This is a genomic window from Devosia sp. J2-20 (assembly GCF_055808475.1).
In genome coordinates this window covers 311,616-334,109 of the sequence record NZ_CM147870.1, presented here as the reverse complement: position 1 = coordinate 334,109, position 22,494 = coordinate 311,616, and the positions used below count along the sequence as shown (strand labels likewise).

Here is a 22,494-nt window from a genome sequence, read left to right as displayed (position 1 = left end):
AATTAGATTCCTTAATTGGCGAGCCGGTGGCGTTCGCCGGAGAAAGCCGCATTGATAATGGCCTGCATGGCAGGCAGATCGAGTGGACGCGGATTGTTCTTGACCAAACGCGCAGCCCCCAGAGATTGTTCAGCGGTCCAGTCCAGCTGATCTTGAGCCAGACCCAGCGCCGCAAGATTGGCTGGAATGCCGATGGCGCCAAACAGGGTTTCAACCGCCACAATGGCCCGCTCGGCATTGCCCCGGTCATCATCGCCCGCTTCGGCCACACCCATCGCCACAGCGACCTCGGCCATCGAAGCTGTTGCATGGCCCAGATTGAAGGTCATGGCATAGGGGAGCAGGCACGCAACGCCTGCGCCATGTGCTGTCTTGGTCAGCGCGCCGACCGGATATTGAATGGCATGCGCAGCCGAGGTGCCCGCCGTGCCAAAGGCCAGTCCGGCCAATAGCGCGCCATGCATCACGCTTTCGCGGGCGGCGAGATCCTGGCCGTTCTCGACTGAGCGGCGCAAACCACGCGCCAGATAGCCAATGGCTTCGCGCGCATGGCCATCGCTGAGCGCATTCTTGCCGACAAACACATGCTCATGGCTGGTCCCGGCATCAACACTGCGCGGTCCCGCCGTCAGCGCTTCAATGGCATGGGTCAGTGCATCGGCACCGGCAATCGCGGTCAGACCGGCTGGCGCGCTCAGCGTCAGTTCGGGATCGCAGATGGCCACCAGCGGAATGATATGCGGACTGGCAATACCTACCTTGAGCAGGCGTTCGCTATCGGCGACCACCGCTACCGGCGTTGCTTCAGACCCTGTGCCCGATGTTGTCGGCACGGCAATCAGCGGCAGCACTAGGCCGGGCACCTTGAACTCACCGAAATAATCACGCGGCGAGCCACCATGAGCCAGCAGAACGGCCGTGACCTTGGCCATATCCAGACATGAGCCACCGCCTAGCCCGATCACCAGATCAGGCCCAAAGCTCTGGCCAAAGGCTACACATTGATCAATGCAGTCCAGCGGCACCTCGGGCAGGGTGCGATCAAACACCGCCACCGCAACACCGGCAGTCTTGAGCGCATCGACCAGTTCGCCAAGCGCGGCGCCGCCGCCCATCCGTTCATCGGTGACGATCAGCGCCTTCTGACCCAGGGCGCGGGCATGCATGGCGAGCGAGGCCCGTTGACCGGACCCGAATACGATTGTGCGCGGCGCGCGTTGCAGGGCGAACAGGCTCATGGTGCTTCCTTTTCGGCCAGCGCCGCATCGCGCAGTTTTTGCATGGTGGCCCAGACATTGTCCGCCAATTCAATCCCCGCCGACAACCGCGCCGCCTTGCGCGCCCGGCCACGCTCGCCGGGAATGGTCACTGCGTCAAAGCCGGGCATGGGCCTGGTCTTGCGCACGGTCTCGAGATACGCCGACAACGCCGCCCCCTGCCCCGATAGCGGATCAATCACAATAAACACGTCGCCCTTATTGCTGGGGCGTTCGGCGTCGAGCGTGCCGGTGACGTCGCGTCCCAGCGCCGCACCAGTTAGTGCTGTCACCAGCAATTCAAACCCCAGACCCAACGCATAGCCCTTGGCCGCGCCGAACGGGGCAATGGCACCATACTTGGCGGCATTGGGGTCGGTAGTGGGCTGGCCCTCGGCATCCAGTGCCCAACCCTCGGGCAGCTTTGCGCCGCGATGTGCGTGGTCGTGAATTTCACCCATCGACACCAGGCTGGTGGCCAGATCAATGACGAAAGGACCGGCCTCGGTCGGCACGCCAATGGCAATGGGATTGGTACCCAGCTGCGCCACGCTGCCGCCAAACGGATGCACCAGCGCTTCACTGGTGGTCAGGATGATCGCGACCAGCCCGGCCTCGGCGATCGCTTCGGCATACCAGGCCAGCATGCCGATATGATTGTTGTGGCTGATCGCCGCGACCGCGATTCCGGTCTGCCGCGCCCGCGCGCCAGCGACTTCTGCGGCATGTTGCGCCACCACCGGACCAAGCCCTTGTTGGCCATCAACGCTAAGAAAACTGTCGCTGCGCCAATGGTGCGAACCCCGCGTACGAGCATCGGCGACACCATTGCCAATGCGCTCAATGATCCGCTGCAAGCGCAAGAAGCCGTGTGAGGGTACGCCACGCAGCTCCGCATCCAGCAGCAGATCGGTCTGCAACTGGGCAGCCTCGACATCAACGCCTGCGCCCTCAAGCGCAACCTGTGCGGCGCGCCTGCAATCTTGAACCGAAACCAGCGTCATAAGGGAAATCCGATACGATATAGGATTGGGAAAATGCGCGGTCCCCACCACGATGTCAACGCGGTCCAATCGACCCAACGATTCAGCGAGCTATTGCCTTCAGATCGGCTTGCGTGGGCGCGAGCTGTTTCGCGCAACGATACGCGGAGGCACCGTAAAATGATCGGCGGCGCTACGCCCATCGATACGCTCAACAACCAGACGCGCTGCCTGTAGACCCAGCAATTCACCGGACTGGTCCACGCTGGTCAGGCTGTTCTGGGCGAAGTCACAGAACATCGTATTGTCATAGCCGACAATGGCAATGTCGTCAGGCACGGACAGCCCCAGGTCAACCGCGACGCTGATCGCCTCGAACGCCATCAGATCAGTCCAGCAGAAGATCGCATCAGGCCGATCCTTGCTTTCGAGCAATCGCCGCACAGCCACCTGTACGTCGCGTACGACCTGTGGCGCGCGAACGATGTTGATGGTCCCGCCGCATTTCTGCTCCATCATTTCGAGCCGATAACCCAGTTCGCGCTGCTCAATGACCGTGGAGGCCGGTTGCATCAGGCTGAGCATGGCAATATTGCGAAAACCATTGCCAACAAGATGACGAACGACCAGACGAGCGCCGAGTTGGTCATCATTATTGACCGTGTCATATCCGTCGCCACTCTTGTCATGCTGGCCAATGGTCACCAGTGGAAGACGCGCGCCAGTGGCCGCCAGTGAGGCAGCACTTTCATTGGGGCCAATCAGGATCAACCCGTCCATCTGCCGATCAATCATCGCTTCAATCAAAGCGGCGGGCGTGGTGCTGAAGCCCTGCATGGCCTGATACTGCGTGCGCTCGAGCGCCGAGTTTACCCCGGCATAGACATCGGCAAAGAACGGGTTGCGCAGATCGGGGAAGATCAGCCCCAGCGTATAGGTCTTGCCGCGCATGCCGCGCGCCGATGCACGGGGGCGATAGTTGAGCTTATCCATCGAAGCGCGCACCTTGGCACGCAACGCATCACTGACCCCATAGGCATCCCGCAGCACCTTGGACACCGCCGCAACCGATACGCCCGCATCCTGGGCAACTTCGCGGATCGTGATCCGCTCTGCGGGCTTGGGTGGGGACGATACGGTCTTGGCCATGCGACTTTGGGATTCCTCGTTTCGACCACTTCTCGCATGTTTTCAGCAAGGTGCCTATTGCCAAGCCAATCAAAATGTAGAACGCTATACGTAGAACAGTCTACAACCGGGTCTACCGGTGTCTATGGGAGGAATTCCGCGTGAACGACGCAGCGATTATGCATGCCGCATCCACACAGCCGGTCGACGTCAATTGGGTTGCGCAGATGGTGGCGCCGCTCAGCGACCACGGTGTCGGCACGCCCGGCTCGTTCCTGCGCAAGGCCTTCACGCTGAACACCCTCGCCAATGGCCAGACCCTGCATATCAGTGCGTTGGGGCTCTATGTCTGCTTCATCAATGGCCAGCGGGTCGGCCACGATATTCTGACACCTGGCTGGACCAGCTATGAAACCCGCCTGAGCTTTCAGACCTATGATGTTTCGGACCTGCTGGTGGCCGGCGAAAACACCATGGAAATCTGGTTGGCTGACGGCTGGCTGCGCTCTCAGATGATGTGGGGCGGTCGTCCTATCTTCAATACATGGGGCGACCGTATCGCCGCCATTGCCCAATTGCTCGATGGTGATGGCAGCGTAGTGCTGTCGACCGACGCTAGCTGGGAAAGCGGCGAACTGCCGGTGCGCAAATCCGGCATCTATTTTGGTGAAATCTACGACGCCAGCTTCGCGCAGACCGCGACCGCCGGCAGCGAGGCTATCGCCTTTGACACTGCGCGCCTGGTGGCCCACGAAACCACGCCCGTTCGTGAACTTGAGCCCCTGCAGCCAACCAAGACCTGGCGCGATGACGCGGGCCGCATCCTTTACGACTTCGGCCAGAACTGCGGCGGGTATGTCGCCTTTACCGTTATCGGCGAAGCCGGCGCTCGCGTCATCGTTGAGCACGCCGAAATCCTCGACAAGGACGGCGTCTTCTACAATGGCAATCTGCGCACCGCTGAATGCCGCATTGAATATACGCTCAGCGGCAATGGCGCCGAAGACTACCGCCCGCTTTTTACGTTCCAGGGCTTTCGCTTCGCTCGCATCACCATTGAGGGCAAGGCCGAAGTCTCCAATGTGGTCTCGGTGCCGATCAGCTCGGTGACCGAAATCAAGGCAAGCTTCACCTCAGCCAACAAGCTGGTGGATCGTCTGTTTCTCAACACCATCTGGTCGCAACGCTCCAACTTCATTGAAGTGCCCACGGACTGCCCGCAGCGCGATGAGCGACTGGGATGGACGGGCGACGCACAGGTCTTTGCGGGCACGGCCTGTTACCTGGCCGACGCCCAGAGTTTCTTCCACAAATGGATCCGTGATGTCATGGCCGATCAGCGCGAAGACGGCGCTGTACCCCATGTGGTTCCCGACCCCACCAAGATGGATGACACCCATTATCCAGGCTTTTTCGGCAGCACGGGCTGGGGTGACGCTATCGCGGTCGTGCCGTGGCAAGTCTACTTGCACTATGGCGACACAGCGATCCTCAACGAAGTGCTACCCGCCATGGTCAAATGGGTCGACTTCGTCTGGTCTATCAGCGACGGCCCGATTGTTCAGCCACCCCGCGCCTGGGGCGCCCGAGGCTTTTCATTTGGGGACTGGCTCCAGCCCAAGGGACCCAGCGCCAAGCCGCTGCCCACCATAAGCGATGATGCCGCTGCCACGCTTTACCTGCACATCACCGCAAAACTGGTCAGCCAGATTGCCGAAATTTCCGGTGACACCAAGACGGCCCAGCGTCTGGCCGACATGGCCGAACAAGTCAAAACCGCCTTTGCCCGGGAGTTCATTACCCCGTCAGGCCGCGTCGGTGGAGACGACCAGACTTCCTATGCGCTGGCCTTCCTGCACGATCTGATCCCCGCCGACAAACACGCTGCCGCCAAGCGCTACTTCAAAAATGCCATCGCCCGCAGCGACGGACGCATCGGCACTGGCTTCATCGGCACGCCGGCCCTTTTACCGGCCCTGGTCAAGATTGGAGAGCTGGGCCTAGCCGCCGATGTCTTCCTGCAGGAGGATGTGCCCGGCTGGCTCTACCAGGTCAAAATGGGCGCCACCACGATCTGGGAACGCTGGGACGCCATCGAACCCGATGGCACCATCTACAATCCGCGCATGAACTCCTACAATCATTATGCCTATGGTGCTGTGTGCCAGTGGCTTCTGGAAGGTGTCGCCGGATTCCGGCCCGACGCGGCGGCGCCTGGTTTTGAATCCATCATTTTTGAACCCACCATCCTCGATGGCCTGTCGCCTGTGGCCGCCCATCACGACAGCCCGCGCGGTCTGATCCGGGCTGGCTGGGCACTTGATGGCGACCATGTCCGCTATGAAGTCGAAGTCCCTCAGGGCAGCACAGGGCGTCTGCGCCTGTCCCCTGCCTATCGCAATGCCCAGCTTGATGGCGCCACCATCATGGCAGGTACCGAACCGACACTGAGCCCCGGCAAACACACCATCACCTTCGACTATTCGGTGCCCGTGCGCCAAGCGCACGATCGCCCCAACGTCAATGTGCGCACCCCATAGGGGGCGCATAGCGAGCCGACCAAGCATGCAGTTCAATAGGGAGGAAACCAATGACTGCCAATTTCACCAAGACGGCGCGTTTTGCCGTCGGCCTACTGGCCTTTACGGCACTATCTGCGCCATCATGGGCCCAGAGCGTCAATCTGACTCTGCTGATCGACAACGGGCCCCAGACGGTCCCCGTGTTCGAGGCCTACGTTGCAGCCTTTGAAGTAGCAAACCCTGATATCAGCATCGACATCGAAACCCGCCCGGGCGGCGGCGAAGGTGACAACATCGTCAAGACACGGCTGGCTACAGGCGTGATGGCCGATGTGTTCACCTACAACTCGGGCTCACTATTCCAGGCAATCAACCCCCAGCAGAACCTGCTGCCCCTGACCAATGAGCCCTGGCAGGCCAATGTGCAGGACAGCTTCAAGTCTGTCGTCTCTTCGGGCGGCGAGGTCTACGGCGCGCCCTATGCAACGGCCATGGGCGGCGGCATCCTGTACAATATTCCGATCTACAATGAACTCGACCTTGAAGTCCCCACCACGTGGGACGAATTCATGGCCAATAACGAGAAGATCAAGGCTGCCGGCAAGGTTGCCGTGATCCAGACCTATGGCGACACCTGGACCAGCCAGCTGTTTGTGTTGGCGGACTATTACAACGTACAGGCAGCAGTTCCCGCCTTTGCCGAGGAGTACACAGCCGGCACGGCCAAATATGCCACCACGCCGGCAGCAATGAGCGGCTTTGAACGGCTCGAGGCTGTTTCTCAGGCTGGTTACATGAACGAGGACTTCGGCGCAGCCAAGTACAGTGACGGCATCCGCATGGTCGCCAATGGGGAAGGCGCGCACTATCCCATGCTGACCTTCGCCATCGGTGCGATAGCTGAGGGCAATCCTGATCACTTGGCCGATGTCGGCTTCTTTGCCCAGCCCGGTGACAGCTCCAATGGCCTGACCACCTGGATGCCGGATTCCCTGTACATTCCCCAAAGCACCAGCAATGAAGAAGCCGCCAAGAAATTCGCTGCTTTCGTCGCCAGCCCGGAAGCCTGTGCCATCCGCAACGACACTGTTGGGGCGACCGGGCCATACCTGATCAGCGGCTGCGATCTGCCAGCAGATGTGCCGCCAGCCGTGAGCGACATGCTGCCATATTTCGCAGACGGCGGGAATAATGCGCCTGCGCTGGAGTTCCTCTCGCCTATCAAGGGGCCTGCCCTGGAACAGATCACGGTGGAAGTCGGGTCGGGCATCCGCTCGGCGGCAGACGGCGCCGCCCTGTATGATCAGGACGTGCGCAAGCAGGCCCAGCAACTCGGCCTCGAAGGCTGGTAAGCAACTCCCACAATGACATGTTCCGGGCGGAGATTCCTGCCCGGAACCACTCTTTTGACGTCTGAGGACTATCGCGATGGCCACCGTCACCAGCCCGGCACGCTCCCGCGCTACAACCTATCCGGGTTGGTTTTTCCTGCCCGCCGCCATCATCTATGGCGTGCTGTTTCTCGCGCCGACCTTCGCCTCGTTCTACTTCAGCCTGACCCGCTGGACCCTGTTCAATTCCACCTTTATCGGGCTGGACAATTTCGCGCAGTTTTTCCGCGAACCCTTCCTGATCAAAGGCCTGCTCAATACCGTCATTTACGCCGTCATCAGTTCGGGGCTCAAGGTGATCCTGGGGCTGTTGCTGGCCGTGCTACTGACCAGCCAGATCGCTGCACGCGGCTATCTGCGTTCGGTGGTTTTCTTTCCCGTGCTGGTCTCCACGGTCGGCGTGGGCATCACCTTTACCGTGCTGATGCACCCCACACAGGGCATGATCAATGAAGGTCTGGCCGCGCTGGGCATCAAAGGCCCCGGCTGGCTGGTCGATCCCAATCTGGCGCTGATCTCGGTCGCGCTCGTTGATGTGTGGAAAGGCGTTGGCCTCGCCACCGTGATCTATATCGCCGGCATTGTCGCCATTCCCAAGGACTATTACGAGGCCGCCCGCATTGATGGCTCGACATCCTTCCAGAGCTTTTTGTACGTCACCCTGCCGCTCTGCCGCCCGGCTACGGTGACCGTGATCACCCTCAGCTTCATTGGCGGCCTGCGCACGTTCGACTTGATCTGGGCAATGACACGCGGCGGCCCCGGCTTCTCCTCGGACACCATCGCCTCGGTGATCTACAAGCAATACCAGGCCGGCTTTTATGGCCTGTCGACCGCCGGCAATGTGGTGCTCTTCGTGCTCATCGCCATCCTTGTGGTGCCCCTGACCATGCTGCTCAACCGCAAGGAGGGTCACGAATGAGCTTTCTACGCCGCTACTGGCTGACCATCGTTTCCATATTGGTTTCGGCCGTGGTCTTCCTGGTGCCCTTCGCCTTCATCCTGCTCACCGCACTCAAGGGCAAGCAACAGGCCAATCTGCTCGACTTTTCCTGGCCGCAGGGCATTTATCTCTGGGAGAACATCGTCGAGGTGGTCACCACCCGCAACTGGATGCTGCTGACCGCCTTCATCAATTCCACCATTCTGACTGTATCAAGCGTTACCCTGCTGGTGATCTTCGCCGCCATGGTTGGCTTCGTGCTGCAGCGCCGCAAGACCCGCTGGAATGGCATGATCGAATTCTTGATCCTGGCGGGGTTGATGATCCCACCGGCCATCGTTCCCACCATTGTGCTGCTGCAGGGTCTGGGGCTGTTTGCCAAACTGCATGGCCTGATCCTGATCGAGATCGCCTACCACCTGCCGTTCTCCATCCTGCTCTATCGCGCCTTTATCGCGACCATTCCACGTGATCTCGATGAGGCCGCCATCATCGATGGCGCACGGCCGATGGATGTGTTTTTCCGCGTGATCATGCCGCTGCTATGGCCAGTCACCGTGACAAATATCGTGGTGCAGTCAGTGACCATCTTCAACGACTTCACCAACCCGCTCTACTACCTGCCGGGCAACCAGAACGCGACGGTGCAACTGACGCTGTATAATTTCCAGAGCCAGTTCAACACGTCCTACAATTTGCTGTTCACCAACATCCTGCTCATCACCATTCCACCGCTGATCGTCTTCTTGTTCTTCAACCGGCAGATCGTTGCCGGCATGACGGCAGGCGCGGTCAAAGGCTGATTGACAGTTATCACTATTCAGAAGGGGCAGGCAGATGGCCGGACTCGAACTCAAATCACTGCATAAGAGCTATGGCGCAGTCGAAGTCATCAAGGGCGTCGATCTCACCGTAAAGCAGGGCGAATTCGTGGTATTCGTCGGCCCTTCGGGCTGCGGCAAGTCCACCCTGCTCCGCATGATTGCCGGGCTAGAGGACATCACCTCGGGTGAACTGTGGATCGGTGATGTGCTGTGCAATCAGGTCGAGCCACGCGACCGCGGCATCGCCATGGTGTTCCAGAGCTACGCGCTTTATCCGCACATGACGGTCTACGACAATGTCGGCTTCGGGCTGAAGCTGGCTAGGACCCCCAAGGATGTGCGCGACCAGAAGATCCGTGACGCCGCGCGCATCTTGCAGATGGAACATCTGCTCGATCGCAAACCCAGCCAGCTTTCGGGCGGCCAGCGCCAGCGCGTCGCCATTGGCCGCGCCATCGTGCGCCAGCCCGAGGTGTTCCTGTTTGATGAGCCCCTGAGCAATCTCGATGCGGCACTGCGTGTCGACATGCGCATGGAGTTGGCCAAGCTGCATCAGGACCTCAGCGCCACCATGATCTACGTGACCCATGACCAGGTCGAGGCTATGACGCTGGCCGACAAGATCGTGGTGCTCAATGGCGGCGTCGTGCAGCAGGTTGGCTCGCCCATCGAACTCTATCAGCGGCCCGCCAATCTGTTCGTTGCCGGCTTTATCGGTTCACCCAAGATGAACTTTACCAAAGTAATGATCGAGGCCATCAGCCCCGGCGCGGTCACGGTCTCGAGCAAGGACGTTGCCTCCGCTAGCATTCCCGCCACTACTGATGGTCTCAAGATCGGTGACACGGTCACGCTGGGCATCCGCCCCCACAATCTGGCACTGACCACATCGGGCAATCTGGTGGGTCAGGTCAGCCTGGTCGAGCGGCTGGGCAATGAAACCAATGTCAGCCTGCGCCTGCCGTCGGGAGAAAGCTGGCTGGTGGTGCTCGACAAGGATCACGACCTCAAGCCCGATCAGACCCTGCAACTCACCATCGCCACCGATGGCGCCGTGGTATTCGACGAGACCGGCAATTCCCGCCTGCCCGTCTGATCAAGCCTGCGGGCCGACCCTCGATGGATCTAATCGCTGTGGCCGCCCTGGCAGCCCCAGCGCGCTCAATCGGGGCGCGGTGCGCGAAATCACGCGACCCGACTTGATCACCGCTAGTCGCGTGGCCTTGAGCCGGATGGCATCAATCGGATTGGTCGCCTGTAGCAACACCATATCGGCCTTGCAGCCAACTTCCACGCCATAGCCATCCAGATGCATAATTTTGGCCGGCCCGGTGGTAACGGCCGCATAGCACTGGCGCATGGCATCGCGGCTGGTCATCTGCGCAACATGCAGACCCATCGAAGCAACCTCAAGCATGTCGGCCTGCCCCAGCGAATACCAGGGGTCCATCATGCAGTCCTGCCCGAAGGCGCAGGTGATGTCATAGGTCAGCATTTCGGGGATGCGGGTCATGCCGCGCCGTTTGGGGTAGCTGTCGTGCCGACCCTGAATACCGATATTGATATTGGGATTGGCGATGGCAGCGACGCCGGCCTCGGCCATTAGCGGCAGCAGCTTGGACACATAGTAATTGTCCATTGAGTGCATCGAGGTCAGGTGCGATCCAGCCACGCGACCACCCAGCCCCAGGCGCTGCGTCTGCGCGGTCAGTGTCTCGATATGGCGGCTGAGCGGGTCATCGGTTTCGTCGCAATGCATATCGACCAGCAGATTACGGTCCGCCGCGATCCGGCACAGCGCTTCGACGCTTGCCGCACCGTCGGCCATGGTGCGCTCGAAATGCGGAATGCCGCCGACAACATCGACGCCCATATCGAGGGCGCGATTGAGCAACTCCACCGCGCCGGGCGAGCGATAATAGCCATCCTGTGGAAAGGCCACCAATTGCAGGTCGATATAGGGCGCGACCAGTCGGCGAACTTCGAGAAGGGCCTCAACGCCCAACAGACGGTCATCACAGATATCGACATGGGTCCGAATGGCCAGCAGCCCCTGGCTGACCGCCAGATCGCAATAGGCCATGGCGCGCTCGATTACCGCCTCCTGCGTCAGTAGCGGCTTGAGTTCACCCCAGATCTGGATGCCTTCGAGCAACAACCCGCTCTCGTTGTAGCGTGGCAGACCAAGGGATAGCGTCGCGTCCATGTGGAAGTGACAATCCACGAACGGGGCCGACACCAGCTGCCCTTCGGCGTCGATCACCTCGGCGGCCTCGCCCTCAAGCCGGGGCTCTATGGCGGCAATGCGCCCCGCGCTGACACCGATATCGACGCCGGTGGTGCCATCAGCAAGACTGGCATTGGTGAGCTTGAGATCGAACACGATAATTCCTCAGGACATGAACTAGTGACGCTGGCCCTTGAACCAGGGCTGCAGCAGCGCGCGTGGATAGTCGGCCCGCCGCGCAACCAATACAAGCGCAACGATGGAGAGCAGATAGGGCAGCATCAGGAACACCTGGCCCGGCACCACCTGACCAATCTCGGCCTGCAGCCGGATCTGGAATGCATCAAAGGCACCAAACAGCAGCGCCCCCAGCAGCGCCTTGCCGGGCTGCCAGGAAGCAAACACCACCAGCGCAATGCAGATCCACCCCCGGCCATTGACCATGCCAAAGAAGAACGCGTCGAACGCCGACATGGTCAGAAACGCCCCGCCCAGCGCCATCAGCGCCGAGCCAGCCACGACCGCGCCAATGCGCAGCCCCTGCACCGAGAGCCCCTGTGCCTCGACGGCAGCGGGATTGTCACCCACTGCGCGAATCGCCAGGCCCAGAGGCGTGCGATAGAGCACCAGCGCCACCACGCCCACCAAGGCAAAAGCCAGCACGGTCAACAATGTCTGCTGCGACAGTACCGGGCCGATAAAAGGCAGATCGGTCAGACCAGGAATATCCAGTGGCTGGAATGGCACAATGCGCGGCGGCGAGCTGACATCGGGCAAGGCCGTTCGATAGGTGAAATAGCTCAGACTGGTCGCCAGCAGCGTAATGCCAATGCCCGAGACGTGCTGGGAAAGCCCCAGAATGACGGTCAGGAAGGCGTGCAACAGACCAAAGGCTGCCCCGGCCAACGCAGCCACCAGCACCCCACCCCACAATCCCACGCCAAGATAAACCGCCAGCCAGCCCGCCATCGCGCCCGCAACAAAAATGCCCTCAATGCCTAGATTGAGCACCCCGGCGCGCTCGCAGATCAGCGCCCCCAGCACACCAAAGATCAGTGGCGTGGCAATGCGGATGGCGGCAGCCCAGAAATTTGCAGACCCGAAAATCTCAAGCAGTACATCCATTATCTAGGCGCCTCCAGCCGGCCTGGCCGCTGCTTCGTAGCGAATGCGGAAGCGTAGAAAAAAGCCGCCGACCAGTACGCACAGCAGAGAAAGCGCTACCACAAGGTCCGCTAAGTAATTGGAGATGCCCGTAGCCCGGCTCATCGAATCCGCACCGACAAACACCGCCGCCACGAAGATCGCCGCAAAGACCGTGCCGATGGGCGACAGCCCCGCCAACATGGCGACCACGATCCCTGAATAACCAAAGCCCGGCGACAGATCAGCCGAGAGATACCCCTTTACGCCGGCAACTTCGCTAACCCCGGCCAGCCCCGCCAGACCACCCGAAAACAGCGCCACTTTGAGCATGGTGGCATTGACCGGAATACCGGCAAACCGGGCCGCCGCCTTGTTCTCGCCCACCGCCTGAATTTCAAAGCCCAGTACCGTCTTGCGCACCATGACCCAAAGCAGCAGTGCCGAAGTCACCCCGATTACCAGCCCCCAATGCATGCGCAGACGCGGCAGCAGCTTTGGCAGCCGCGCCTCCGCCAGCAACGGCACCGATTGCGGCCACCCCATCGCCAGTGGGTCCTTCAGCGGGCCCTCGATCAGCATTTGCACCAGCAGGATGACGACGAAATTGAGCAGCAGCGTCACCACCACCTCATCGGCGCCGAAGCGCTGCTTGAGGATGGCCGGCACCACCATCATCAATCCGCCGGCAATGAAGCCGGCAATCATCACTGTGGGAATAAGCAGCGCCGCCGGCAGTTGTAGCAGACCACCGCCTATGAGAACCGCGGCCAGCGCCCCGATATAGAGCTGTCCCTCGGCCCCGATATTCCACAGCTTGGCCCGGAAGGCGACCGCGGCCGCCAGCCCGGTAAGGATCAGCGGCGTGGCGCGGGTCAGGGTTTCAGACAGGGCAAACATCGAGCCGAACGCGCCCTGAATAATCAACCCATAAGCCTCAAAGGGCGCGGCACCGGCAAACAGCACGGGAATGGCCACCAGCAGCAACGCCGCCAACCCGGCGCCGCACGACACCATCAGCTTGAGCGCAAACGAGGCATCTGCGCGGGGTTCAAGACGAAAGCTCATACGGACACCGCCACATTCCCGGACTGTCCGGCCATCAATAGCCCAACCGTGCCCCGGTCCAGCGCACTGGAAGGGCCCGCTTCGCTGACCTCTCCGGCATGGATAACCAGAAACCGGTCAGCCAGCGCAAACAATTCATCAAGATCCTCGGAGATCACCAGCACGGCTGCACCACGATCGCGGGCAGCAATGATGCGACGATGAGTCTCAGATTGCGCCCCCACATCGAGCCCCCGCGTCGGCTGATTTGCCAAAATGACGCGAGGGGCACGCTCGAGCACTCGCGCCAGGATCAGCTTTTGTACATTGCCGCCCGAAAGCAGCCGCGCTTCGGCCTCTGGCCCCGGGCAGCGAATATCGTAATCGGTGATGGCACTGCTGGCGCGGGTCCGCATCGCCTTGCGGTCGAGCAGCCCGAAGCGCGAAAAACCATCGGCACGAATTTCTTCAATGGCAATATTGTCGGCCACGCTCATCGTGCCCACCACGCCGTCATGCTGGCGATCCTCGGGCATGCGGGCCACCCCCGCCGCGACCAGCGTGCGCGGGTCGGACTGAGTGACGGGCTTGCCGTATAGGCGCAACGCCCCTTGATCGGGCACCGACAACCCAGAAATCAGCGCCGCAATACCGGCCTGACCATTGCCGGAAACGCCCGCAAGGCCAACAATCTCGCCAGCCCGCAGCGCAAAGCTGACGCCGCGAAGCGATTGCCGGTTTGATGATTGCCGCAAATTCACATCGTCAAATTCAAGCAGCGTCTTGCCTGGGCTCGCCGCGGTGCGGCTGACTTCGGCAACAGCCTTGCCCACCATCAGATCGGCAATGGCGCGGCGATCTGCATCTGCGGTCACCAATTCCCCGGCCTTGCGGCCGGCGCGCAGCACCATGATGCGGTGCGAGACGGCCAGCACTTCGCCCAGCTTGTGGGAGATGAAGATCACGCCCAACCCGTTCTCGGCCAGTCGACGCAGCACCACAAACAGCCCATCGGCTTCCTGCGGAGTCAGCACGGCCGTCGGCTCATCCAGTATAAGCACACGAACATCGCGATAGAGCGCCTTGAGAATTTCAATCCGCTGCTTCTCGCCTACGGTCAGACTTGCCACGCGGCGGTCAAGATCGACCTCCAGGCCGCTTTCGGCAATGATCTGCTGCACCTTCTTGCGTGCAGCAGCACGACGCCCACCCAGCGCCAGCAATGGCTCGGTGCCCAGCCGGATATTGTCCAGGCCCGTCAGGTTCTCGGCCAGAGTAAAATGCTGGTGCACCATGCCGATACCGGCGTCCAGCGCCGCACCTGGCGATCCACTGGGCAATGTCTGCAATGCACCGGCCTGATCGGCCGCGCGGACCACTCCGGCATCCTGCACATAATGGCCGAACAGGATATTCATCAGCGTGGTCTTGCCGGCGCCATTCTCGCCCAGCAGGGCCAGTATCTCGCCGCGCGCCAGGCTCAGATCAAGCCCGTCATTGGCCACGAGCTTGCCAAAACGCTTGGTGATGCCCTCAAGCGAAAGCACGACGTCAGCCTGCTGCATAAATCCCCCAGGCATGTTGTGCCGGGCGCATCTGGCGCCCGGCAACAAGACTACATTGTCGAGCTTGGCTCGGTGTCGTCGATTTCGACCTCGAAGGTCCCGGCGGTAATTTCAGCGCCCTTGGCTTCAGCGGCAGCTACCACGTCGGCACCGGCCAAATCAGCATCGGCAACCATGCTCGAGCCGCCATATTTCATGAAGGCGTAGATCCCGTAGTCGCTGGCGGAAAAGCTGCCACCCTTCACATCGGCAATGGCCTGATCGATCATGGGCTCGCCATGCCAGAGCGCGCTGGCCAGAATGGTGCCGGGATAATCGGCAGCCGTGTCGATGACATTGCCGATCGCGAGAATGCCCCGTTCCTTGGCCGCATCGGACACACCAAAACGTTCGGCGTAAAGAATATCAGCACCTGCATCGACCATGGCAAAGGCCGCTTCCTTGGCCTTTGGGGGATCGTACCAGGAATTGATGAAGTTGACCGAGAACTTGGCATCCGGATTGACCGACAGCGCCCCGGCCATGAAAGCGTTCATCAACCGGTTCACTTCGGGAATGGCGTATCCGCCAACCATGCCGATCATATTGGTTTCTGTCTTGGCGCCAGCGATCATTCCGGTGAGATAGCTTGGCTCCTGGATGAAGTTGTCGAAGGTTGCGAAATTGGGCTCGGCCGGCGGCAGTGAGGAGCCCATCAAAAACTTGATCTCGGGATATTCGGCGGCCACTTCGCGAGCCGGCTGCTCGACGCCAAACGCTTCACCGACCAGCAGGCCAATCCCCTGCTCGGCATATTCACGCATCACGCGCTCATAATCGGTATTGGAGGTGTTCTCCGAGTAGACATACTCAATGTCGCCACGCTCATCGGAAGCCACCAGCGCATTGTGCAGGCGGCTCGCCCATTGCTGCTCCACCGGAACCGTCCAGATCGCCGCAACCTTGAGCACGTCCTGTGCCCAGGTTGGAACGGACAATGCCAGCGTTGTTGCGAACGCCATCGTCGTAACGAACGCGCGTCTGCCCAATTTCAGTTTATCGGTCATCTGACTTTCCCATGGTTGTGCAAATTCTGCCCAAGCTTCCCTGCCGCCTATCTAGGAGGCAAGTGCAGGACCTTGGCAAGACGAAAACTGACCTTTTAGTCAAACTTCCTGCAGCCCAGAAATTACCCAAGCGAAATTGGCCTGCTACCGGAAAAATCCAGAGCAGAGGTGTCAAGTATTACGCGCGGAGCAGCTTGTGGGGTACGACTAGAAGGCGCTCATCTCTGTGCGGACATTATCAATGAACCCCTCCAGTCTGTTCGGCGTGCAGTTGTTCATGTCGTACAGTGCCAGATAGCGTGGTCGGGACCGAAAGGTTGCCCAGCCCCAGCGCATAGCCAGCCGGCGCGGCGGATCACCCATCACCCAGCTGCGCAGCCGATTGCCACCATAGCTGGTGATGAACGCGACTTTCCTGATGTTGGTCAAGCATGGAACCAGCCGCCCTCGGTCGTCGCCCCCTTCCATGGTGAAGGACACCCCAGGCACGAATACCCGGTCGAAATAGCCTTTTAGAATGGCCGGATAGCCATAATTCCACACCGGATGCACCACAACCAGCGCGTCTGCCGCGCGCAGACGCTCGACGTAAGGGGCGATGGCCGGCGTGATATTGTCCGGCACCTCGTGATAGCCCAGACGCTCTTCGCGGGTCAGCACGGCGGGGAATTCCTCATCATAAAGATTGAGCGCGTCGACGCTGTGCCCGGCCTTGGCCAGGCTATCAACCGCGGCATTGAACAAGGCGCGGTTAAAGCTTGTTTCCACCGGGTGTGCGTGAATGACATGGACACGCATCAGGCGGCTCCTACCGAGTTGAGACCATCAAACAGCCAGACCTTGCCTGCCGAAAAATCAAAATCCGGATTCTCCCAAGCCACCATCTTGCCGGGGTTCAGAATACCCTTTGGATCGGACTGTCGCTTGAAATCGAGCTGCTTCTGGTCAGTGCGCTTCATGCCACCTTCTTCGAGCGTATAGCGGTGTGGATTGAACACATCGCACCCATTGGCTTCATGAATGGCCACAATCTCATCCAGCCGCGCCTCGGTTGTGTATCGCACCAGTGGCAGCCCCGCCAAAGTGACCACGCCATCCTGGCGCGTCACCTCGATATGCATGGGCAATTCATCGCCCAGCAGCGAGATAATCTTTTCCAGATGCTCAAGGCTGGGATAGCGCGTCTGCAAATAGGTGATGGTCGGATCCACCTTGAGCGCACGTAGCGTCGTATGGTTCCACGCCAGTTCATAGACCGGCGGCAGGCGCTTGAGTTCTTCTTCAGTCGCCTTGTCGGAGCGGTATCGCAGATCACCCTTGTGATGGCTGACAAACAGCGTCATCGCATCGGCGGCCACCGGCGCCACCATCAGCAGCACAACCGACTGACCATCCTTGAGATAGGGTTTGTGGCGATTGAAATAGGCCTCCGGAATCGGGGCCGCATAAGTCGAGACTTCCTTGACCAGCAGACCGTCCTGCAGCGCCACGCCCAGGGCAAAGCGACTGGCATCCATATAGTTGTCAAAGCCCACCACCATGTCGATCCAGCCATGGGCTGGCGCCAGCGGCATCTCTGCTTCAACGATGATCCCATTGGTGCCATAGGCATGGGCCACCTTGAGAATGTCCTCTCCCACCAGATCGAGTTCACGCGGCTCGGCCTCGCAGGTTATGACCTTGAGCCCCAATATGCTGCCCAGATTGCGCAGGCCGCCCCAGCGGACCGAACCGACGCCACCTGACCCACCGGCGATGAAGCCGCCGATCGAAGCCATGCGATAGGTCGAGGGGTGAAAGCGCAATTCACCACCCACCGCAGCGATCGTTTCCTGATCGATTTTTTCCATCACCGCACCGGCTTGCGCCCGCACCCGATCCGGCTTGATTTCGAGCACCTTGTCCATATTCATCAGGTTGAGCATCGCGCCGCCCGATAGCGGCATGGCCTGACCATAATTGCCGGTACCCGCGCCGCGCGGCGTGATCGCGATGCCGTGCTTGAAGGCCGCCCGCAGCACCGTCTTGACCTCTTCATTGTTGCGCGGGGAAACAACGATCTCTGCGGTCACATGATCAAGCTTGGCCTTGAGCACGGGCGAGTACCAATAGTGATCGCGGCTGCGCTGCTGCACGATGCGGGGATGGTCTTCAACAGGAATGTCGCCGAGTTCGGCACGGAAGCTGGTTATCGTCACAGGTGTGGTCCCATCAGGTCGTCGAGTTCGCGGTAGTCAGGCAATGTGGTGTCGATGGCCGCACCGGCGCGGAGCACGGTGCGATCCGACTGGGGGCGGCTCATCAGTTCGGTCCAGTTGCGGGCACCAAACAGCACCAGATCGGCAGAAACGCCCACCGCCAGCTTTGCAGCATGCGCAAACCCGGCAATCGCGGCAGGGTCAGCGCCCACCGAGCGCGCCCAGGCAAAGGCATCAGCCTGAGGATGATCAAACTGCAGAATGCGCGCGCCTTCGCGCAGCACCTCAAAGCCGTCCAGATCGCCATAGGCATAGAAAGGATCGCGGGTATTGTCCGAGGCAATGGCCACCGGCACACCTGCCGCCTTAAGTTCGTTGAGCAAGGTGACCCCACGCCAGCGCGGTGTGCGCACCCGGTCGACATTGTCGCGGTCCTGCAAATACATATTGCACATGGGCAGCGACACGACCGCCACGCCAGATTGCGCCACGCGCTCGATCGTGGCTTGCGCCTGATCGGCAGGCTGGTTGGCCAGCGCACAGCAATGGCCTGCCACCACAGTGCCTGTGAAACCCGTTTCAATCACGGCGTCTGCCAGACTGCGCAAGGCGCTTGCGGCAGGATCAGGCGACTCATCGGTATGCAGGTCGATATCCAGATCGAATTCGCCAGCCATTTCGAGCAGGCGCCGCATGATTGTAGGGTTCTCGGCATGGACCGCTGTCGAGCCGCCCAGCACGCCACCGGCCGCCTTGGTCCGCTCGGCGATTGCGCGCAATGCAGCCGGATCCAGAATGGTGTCAGGGCCCATCAGCCCCACACCCTGCAATTCAATGCGCCCTGCCCAGCGCGCGCGTATCGCTTCGAATACATCCCAGCTGATCGTATGCTGTGGGGGTGCCATATCCAGATGGGTGCGGATTGCTGCCGTGCCATGCGCATAGGCACAGCGCAGCGCAAAATCCATGCGCCGCTCCACATCCGACGCCGCCCAGTTGGCCTGTCGGTCGTCCAGCACCGCCATCAGCGCACCGATCCAGGTGCCATCAGGATTTTGCCGACGTGGCCAGATATGTCCCTTGTCCAGATGGGTGTGCAGATCAACAAAGGCTGGCAGGACGATGCCACCGTCCAGATCAATGCCGCCTGCTGTCGGCGATGAACTGGCGGGGGTGATGGCGCTGACTGCCCCACCGGTCACCGCGATATCAACCGTGCGCAGCGCGCCGGAAGCAGCGTCGTCCATCACCGAGGCGGGCACCGAAGCATTTCGCAGCGTGTAGCTGCCCGCTGCCGGAAGTGTGATCGTCATCTCAGTTCTCCCGCCGAATGGCACTCTCATGCCAGCGGTGCAGCACCAGCCAGGAGATCAGTGAGGTCAGCCCGAAAATGATGATGCCGATAGCGCTCAGCATGATCAGGCAGACGAACATGCGCGGCAGGTTCATGCGATACTGGCTTTCGATCAGCCGGAACGCCAGACCCGAGCCCTGCCCGGCCGAACCGGCAGCGAATTCGGCTACCACCGCGGCAATCAGCGCCAGACCACCACCAATCCGCAGCCCAGCCATAAAGTACGGCATCGACGCCGGAATCTTGAGATAGAACAGGGTCTGCCAGCCCGAAGCTCCATAGAGCTCAAACAGATTGAGCAGGTTATGGTCCACGCTCTTGAGCCCCTGCGCCATGTTGGACAGGATCGGAAAAAACGCCACCAGAAACGCACAGATCAGCAGGGCGGTCTGGGTATCGGGCGCATAAATCAGCAGCAACGGCGCAATGGCGATGATCGGGGTCACCTGCAACACCACCGCATAGGGAAACAGCGCTAGCTCCAGCAGGCGCGATTGCACCAGCAGAATGGCCAGGCCGACCCCGCCAACCAATGCCAGGGCCAGCGCCATCAAGGTGATTTTCACCGTCACCATCATCGCAGGCCACAGCGTGCTTGAATCGGTGAACAGGGCAATGGCCACATCCACCGGGCTGGGCAGAATATAGCGCGGGATTTCGTTGATCGTGACCAGCAACTGCCAGAGCGCAATGGTCAGCACCAGGGTGGTGACCGGAATAACGATCTGCAGGATCTTGTCGCTTTTGGGTGTTTGCGCCAGCAGCACGCCTGCAGCGCTATCGGTTCCAGCTTCGCTGGCTGTATTTGGAACAGTGCTCATCAGTGCACCTCCGCCGCGCCAATGGCGCCTTGCAAGGCATCGGACACATCCTGACAGGTTTGCCGATACCCCTCCGATACCCGATAGGCCTGATCACGCTCGGCCGGCTGGGTCACAGCCATATCGGTATAGACCTGCCCCGGGCGCGCGCGCATCACTACGATGCGGCTCGATAGATATGCGGACTCGTAGACCGAGTGGGTCACGAAGATGACCGTGACGCCATGCTGCTTCCATAGCCGCAACACATCGTCATTGAGCTTCTGTCGCGTGATTTCATCAAGCGCTGCGAAAGGCTCATCCATCAGCAGAAGCTTGGGCTTGGTGACCATGGCACGCGCAATTGAAACACGCATGCGCATGCCACCTGATAGTTCGCGCGGATAGGAAGCGGCGAAATCGGCTAGCCCGACCGAGGCCAGGTTTTCCATAATGGTTTCGGTAGCCGAAGCTTTGGAGATGCCGCGCAATTTGAGCGGCAGGAAGACATTGTCGAACACGGTGGCCCAGGGCATCAGCGTTGGGTCCTGAAACACGAACCCGACATCGCCTTCCGGCAGCCCTTTGGAATTGATCCGCGAAGACGGCCAGTCGATGCTGCCCGAAGAGGGCGCACCCAGGCCGGCAATAATGCGCAGCGCGGTGGACTTGCCGCAGCCCGAAGGGCCCAGCAGCGAAATGAACTCGCCAGCCTTCACATCAAGCGACATGCCCTTGAGCGCCAGGGTACCGTTGGAAAAAACTTTGGAAACATCATGCATGGCCACCACGAGGCGGCGCGCAGTCTGAGGCGATGCGGCCGGAGCCGCAGACAAGGCAATATCGGTCACTATACCAACCCGGATTAGGGCTAAACGGCGCGGGCAGGAGCGCCCGCACCGGAAGCTTTCAAAGGCTTATTCGGCCGCGGCCAGTTCCATCCCGACACCCTTGCAGGTGAACTGCGTGGTGTAGGCCTTGGAGATATCGATGCCCTCTTCATAGACACCGGCCTCGATCATGGTCGCGTAGAAATCGCTCCAGCGCGCATCGGTCATGCAGCCAATGCCGTTTTCTTCGGCATCACCGGAGACCACGATGCCGTATTCCTTGAGCTTTTCGAGCGAATAGGCGAGCTGACCATCTGTCATTTCAGGATTGTCGGCCTTGATCAGCTCATTGGCGGCCGTGTTGTCGCCATAGAGGTAATTGTACCAGCCAATCGCGGTCGCATCGACGAAACGCTGCACCATGTCCGGATCGTTGTCCACGATGTCCTGACGTGTCTCGATAGTGGTCGAGTAGGGGTCGTAGCCATAGTCGGCCAGCAAGAATACTTTTGGATCCCAGCCAGTCTGCTTGCCGATTTCGTAGGGCTCAGACGTCAGGTAACCCTGCTGCACCGCCATTTCGTCCGCAATGAACGGCGCCGGATTGAAAGTGTAGGGTTCGTAGAGCTCATCGGTGAAACCGCTCAGCGATGACTTCATCCAGGGGTAGTAGCCCGCAAAGAACGCGTCCTTGCCCATGATGATCTTGCTCGCGCCGGCCAGACTGGCCAGATCGGTGAACCCTGCCTCAGGATGGGCCAGCAGGACCTGCGGGTCTTTCTGGAAGATCGACGCCACGGCCAAGACAGGAATGCCCTCTTTGACCGAGTCGATGGTGGACATGCCACCCATGTAGAAATCGAGCTGGCCGGCAATCAGCAGCTGCCCGTTTGGTGCCTGCGGCCCACCCTGCCGGATGCTGACATCCAGGCCATACTTCTCATAGGTACCGTCAGCCACAGCCTGATAATAGCCACCGTGCTCGGCCTGAGCCAGCCAGTTGGTGCCAAAGGTCACCGCATCCAGCTCCTGCGCTGAGACTGCTGGCGCAGCCAGCGCCATGGCAGCCAGAAGGGTCGTCTTGATCGAAACATGCATATTTGCGCTCCCTGCGCTGCGGTCTTGGTGCCGCAGCATGAAATTGTCGCGAGCTCTCTCGCCGGTCTGAGAGACTTCCGTATTCGACCGCGGCTGTGAACCCAAAAAATAGGCATATCGGGTGAATGCCTGCTATGCG

At 60.5% G+C, this 22,494-nt stretch carries 19 protein-coding genes; 5 read left to right on the top strand and 14 right to left on the bottom strand.

The features are described from left to right. Nucleotides 1-11: 11 nt before the first annotated feature. From AC0L37_RS01665 to AC0L37_RS01655, 3 genes are all read right to left on the bottom strand, one after another. Entirely contained in the window at nucleotides 12-1,238 is a 1,227-nt protein-coding gene (locus tag AC0L37_RS01665) for an iron-containing alcohol dehydrogenase (protein ID WP_282222170.1), read from the bottom strand. Next, nucleotides 1,235-2,260, bottom strand: coding sequence for an Ldh family oxidoreductase (locus tag AC0L37_RS01660; protein ID WP_282222171.1), 1,026 nt, complete (start codon nucleotides 2,258-2,260; stop codon nucleotides 1,235-1,237). Before AC0L37_RS01660 ends, AC0L37_RS01665 begins: the two co-directional genes overlap by 4 nt. A 99-nt stretch (nucleotides 2,261-2,359) precedes the next feature. After that, nucleotides 2,360-3,388, bottom strand: a complete 1,029-nt coding sequence (locus AC0L37_RS01655; protein ID WP_269370073.1) for a LacI family DNA-binding transcriptional regulator — start codon at nucleotides 3,386-3,388, stop codon at nucleotides 2,360-2,362. A gap of 158 nt (nucleotides 3,389-3,546) precedes the next feature. Between AC0L37_RS01655 and AC0L37_RS01650 the strand changes: the two genes are divergently transcribed. From AC0L37_RS01650 to AC0L37_RS01630, 5 genes are all read left to right on the top strand, one after another. Next, on the top strand, nucleotides 3,547-5,907 hold the full coding sequence (locus tag AC0L37_RS01650) for an alpha-L-rhamnosidase (RefSeq protein WP_282222948.1): 2,361 nt from the start codon (nucleotides 3,547-3,549) through the stop codon (nucleotides 5,905-5,907). A gap of 50 nt (nucleotides 5,908-5,957) precedes the next feature. Next, nucleotides 5,958-7,241, top strand: a complete 1,284-nt coding sequence (locus AC0L37_RS01645) for an ABC transporter substrate-binding protein (protein WP_282222172.1) — start codon at nucleotides 5,958-5,960, stop codon at nucleotides 7,239-7,241. Nucleotides 7,242-7,317: 76 nt separating this feature from the next. After that, the gene (locus AC0L37_RS01640) at nucleotides 7,318-8,202 is read left to right on the top strand and encodes a carbohydrate ABC transporter permease (protein WP_212656750.1); all 885 of its coding nucleotides are present in this window, start codon (nucleotides 7,318-7,320) and stop codon (nucleotides 8,200-8,202) included. Beyond that, nucleotides 8,199-9,026: a carbohydrate ABC transporter permease gene (locus AC0L37_RS01635; RefSeq protein ID WP_282222173.1), complete on the top strand. Its 828-nt coding sequence runs from the start codon at nucleotides 8,199-8,201 to the stop codon at nucleotides 9,024-9,026. The genes AC0L37_RS01640 and AC0L37_RS01635 overlap by 4 nt, the downstream gene beginning before the upstream one ends. Before the next feature lie 34 nt (nucleotides 9,027-9,060). Then, entirely contained in the window at nucleotides 9,061-10,143 is a 1,083-nt protein-coding gene (locus tag AC0L37_RS01630) for an ABC transporter ATP-binding protein (RefSeq protein WP_282222174.1), read from the top strand. Here AC0L37_RS01630 and AC0L37_RS01625 read toward each other — a convergent pair whose 3' ends face one another. From AC0L37_RS01625 to AC0L37_RS01575, 11 genes are all read right to left on the bottom strand, one after another. Further along, entirely contained in the window at nucleotides 10,144-11,433 is a 1,290-nt protein-coding gene (locus AC0L37_RS01625; protein ID WP_282222949.1) for an amidohydrolase family protein, read from the bottom strand. It abuts the gene before it with no gap. A gap of 18 nt (nucleotides 11,434-11,451) precedes the next feature. Then, entirely contained in the window at nucleotides 11,452-12,399 is a 948-nt protein-coding gene (locus AC0L37_RS01620; RefSeq protein ID WP_282222175.1) for an ABC transporter permease, read from the bottom strand. A 3-nt stretch (nucleotides 12,400-12,402) separates the two neighbouring features. Beyond that, nucleotides 12,403-13,485 carry an ABC transporter permease gene (locus AC0L37_RS01615; protein ID WP_282222176.1) on the bottom strand — a complete coding sequence of 361 codons (1,083 nt, stop codon included), beginning with the start codon at nucleotides 13,483-13,485 and terminating at the stop codon, nucleotides 12,403-12,405. Then, nucleotides 13,482-15,029 carry an ABC transporter ATP-binding protein gene (locus AC0L37_RS01610; protein WP_282222177.1) on the bottom strand — a complete coding sequence of 516 codons (1,548 nt, stop codon included), beginning with the start codon at nucleotides 15,027-15,029 and terminating at the stop codon, nucleotides 13,482-13,484. The genes AC0L37_RS01615 and AC0L37_RS01610 overlap by 4 nt, the downstream gene beginning before the upstream one ends. 50 nt (nucleotides 15,030-15,079) lie before the next feature. After that, entirely contained in the window at nucleotides 15,080-16,075 is a 996-nt protein-coding gene (locus AC0L37_RS01605) for a BMP family protein (RefSeq protein WP_473313993.1), read from the bottom strand. A 207-nt stretch (nucleotides 16,076-16,282) separates the two neighbouring features. Further along, nucleotides 16,283-16,873 carry an NAD(P)H-dependent oxidoreductase gene (locus tag AC0L37_RS01600; RefSeq protein WP_282222178.1) on the bottom strand — a complete coding sequence of 197 codons (591 nt, stop codon included), beginning with the start codon at nucleotides 16,871-16,873 and terminating at the stop codon, nucleotides 16,283-16,285. Next, entirely contained in the window at nucleotides 16,873-18,273 is a 1,401-nt protein-coding gene (locus AC0L37_RS01595; protein WP_282222179.1) for an FAD-binding oxidoreductase, read from the bottom strand. Before AC0L37_RS01595 ends, AC0L37_RS01600 begins: the two co-directional genes overlap by 1 nt. Further along, nucleotides 18,270-19,586 (bottom strand): cytosine deaminase, encoded by a 1,317-nt coding sequence (locus tag AC0L37_RS01590; RefSeq protein WP_282222180.1) that lies wholly within the window; start codon nucleotides 19,584-19,586, stop codon nucleotides 18,270-18,272. The genes AC0L37_RS01595 and AC0L37_RS01590 overlap by 4 nt, the downstream gene beginning before the upstream one ends. A gap of 1 nt (nucleotide 19,587) precedes the next feature. Beyond that, nucleotides 19,588-20,448: an ABC transporter permease gene (locus AC0L37_RS01585; protein ID WP_269370057.1), complete on the bottom strand. Its 861-nt coding sequence runs from the start codon at nucleotides 20,446-20,448 to the stop codon at nucleotides 19,588-19,590. Next, nucleotides 20,448-21,269 (bottom strand): ABC transporter ATP-binding protein, encoded by an 822-nt coding sequence (locus AC0L37_RS01580; protein ID WP_212659037.1) that lies wholly within the window; start codon nucleotides 21,267-21,269, stop codon nucleotides 20,448-20,450. The genes AC0L37_RS01585 and AC0L37_RS01580 overlap by 1 nt, the downstream gene beginning before the upstream one ends. A 75-nt stretch (nucleotides 21,270-21,344) precedes the next feature. Next, on the bottom strand, nucleotides 21,345-22,355 hold the full coding sequence (locus AC0L37_RS01575; protein ID WP_212656738.1) for an ABC transporter substrate-binding protein: 1,011 nt from the start codon (nucleotides 22,353-22,355) through the stop codon (nucleotides 21,345-21,347). Nucleotides 22,356-22,494 lie beyond the last annotated feature (139 nt).